General features: G+C 43.3%; 1 protein-coding gene. It reads left to right on the plus strand.

Translation table 11 applies throughout. The features are described from left to right. On the plus strand, window positions 1–2,311 hold a 2,311-nt coding region (locus AC4II3_RS25315), incomplete at both ends, for a hypothetical protein (RefSeq protein WP_490722920.1).

A 2,311-nucleotide genomic window follows, 5' to 3' on the forward strand; every position in this document is an offset into this window, starting at 1 on the left:
AGTCAGACCAGTGATAGTCAAACTAGTCAGACCACTGACAGTCAAACTAGTCAGAACAGTGATAGTCAAACGTTAACCTCTGAACTCAATTATCCTTTCCCGGATAGTGATCCTCCCTACAACACCATTACGCTTATTAAGCAGCTTGATGAGGCAGCAACCAGTGGAATTTTGCCCACAACTCCTCCAACACTGCTGGAGTTGTACAATCCCACTAACCAGCAATACATTATTCGCCAAAAAACTTACTGGAATGAATCTATCAATGGCGCTAATAATCTGCTGTGGGAACTTCCTTCTGGGTTATGTGATTATCTCAAGTCTAAGTCTGATAAGATTAGCTTTAATCTTTTATACAACTTAACCCTTTTATACAATCAGCAGCAAGTTCAAGATAGGGAAACGTTAGATACTGCGGAGATTGAAGCGGGATATACTTGGGCAACTAAATTAACCTTGGAAATCCGCCAAGTCTCCACCTCAGATGGGAGTGGATTTTTGCCCACGGTATACGCTATTGAAAGGATTGAAACCGCTAGTCGGCAATTGCTGCAAGATATTCTGACAGTAAACGAAACTCCTACAACCTTGACCTTGTTGTATTTGGATGACAGTGGTGACTCGAAAGTTCTGACCCGTGATGGCAGTGCTGAAGTCTTGATGCTGAAGACGAATTTATCCCTAGATTCTGGGGATAATCGTACGGTGACACTAGAGACAGATAATGATCCAACTTTCTTCCTACCATTCCTAACACTGGTACAGGAAAGCACTGTTGTAAATAGTGAAGGCTATTACCTCAACTATAGCTATACACAAAACAATGAGCAAAAGGGCTTACCAGATTCTCTGTTTGCTGATGGGGACACGGCTCAGGTCACTCTGTTAATGACCTTTAGCAGCACTCCCGCTAGGTATCACAACTGCCTTAATATTCCGTCTGGTCATTCCCAGTACAGTACACTCGATGGTGTCAGCGAAATTTTTGCCACCAGTAGTGAAACAACTAATGTGTTGAAGATTCCGGCGGGAAATCTTGGTTTTAGACTGACCCGTACAGCCATTGAAGCTCAAAACAATGAGACTGCTACCGATGAGATTCAAAACCTCTATCAGCTTTTAAGTTATCAGGTGCCCAGTACAGCAGCTGACTTTAAAACCGAGCAAGACCGTCTACCGATCGGACCGATTGAAGATGATGAGGATAATACAACAGATAATACAACAGATAAGACAACATGGGTCTATGAAAAAGTCTTGCCTGTTTATGCCTTAAGCACCGCCGCCATCACAGCATCCCAAGCATTACCGGAAATTCTCAAGGATACCCTCAATCCCTATTACGGCATTGGAGATACCTTTACGTTGGATTTTCGCTGGCAAGATATCTATGGCAATCGTTTAGGAAGTGATGGGGACTTTGCAGAAGGTATTAGCCAAAAATTAGGGTATTTCGACCCGATTTTCGGAATCAATCAATGGCCGTCGGTGGGTGAAAGCTATCAGATCACCAGCAAGGATGAGAAGACCGCTAATTTGATTCTGGAGTTGGTGTTAGACCAATCTAAATATATTCCCACTCCTGGGAATATTTTCACTGAGGTACTGGATCAGATTAAAACTGACCGCGCCACCTATCAACAAATTTACTATCAGGTTCATGACTCCAACTTGACGTTTAGGGTGAGTACATCGGTGATTCCCACCCCTGAGCAGCAGCAGGAGTGGCAGGAGTTGACTGATCAGCGTGCCGCCTTCACGGGCTTTGTGGATAATGTCTATAAGTATTTGGTCACGTTGGAATATCTGCAGCAATTTACCTATACAGTTGCTGGTAACACTGAAAACCTGGAATCCGTTGCTAATCAGTATGGCTGTGATATTGGAGATTTAGGGGATAGTAATAGTGCAGTTAGTGGTATTTTCACCAGTCCTCAAAATATTCAGATTCCTGTCGGTATTCGGGTTAAGCAAAACAGCTTAAATGAGATCGCAACCAAGCTCAACAAAGATTACGGCACTCAAAGTGACAAAGTCAACGAAATTGTCACGGAATATGCAAAAACGGCGGATTTATTAGCGGTTGGTGAGATTATTGCTTACAATAGCGCTGGTAATTTCGTAAGCTATACCGTTCAAGATGGGGATACCTTCGAGTCGATTGCGATCGCACAACTCGCCCTAGAGGAAGACCAGCTGATCGAAACCCTGCTACAAACCATTGCTAAAGATTTAAATACCACCGAAACCTTAACCAATGGTGTCCTGATCAAGGGTCTAGAATCATCCCACGTCAACAATTACGTTACCC

Source organism: Moorena sp. (assembly GCF_982860115.1).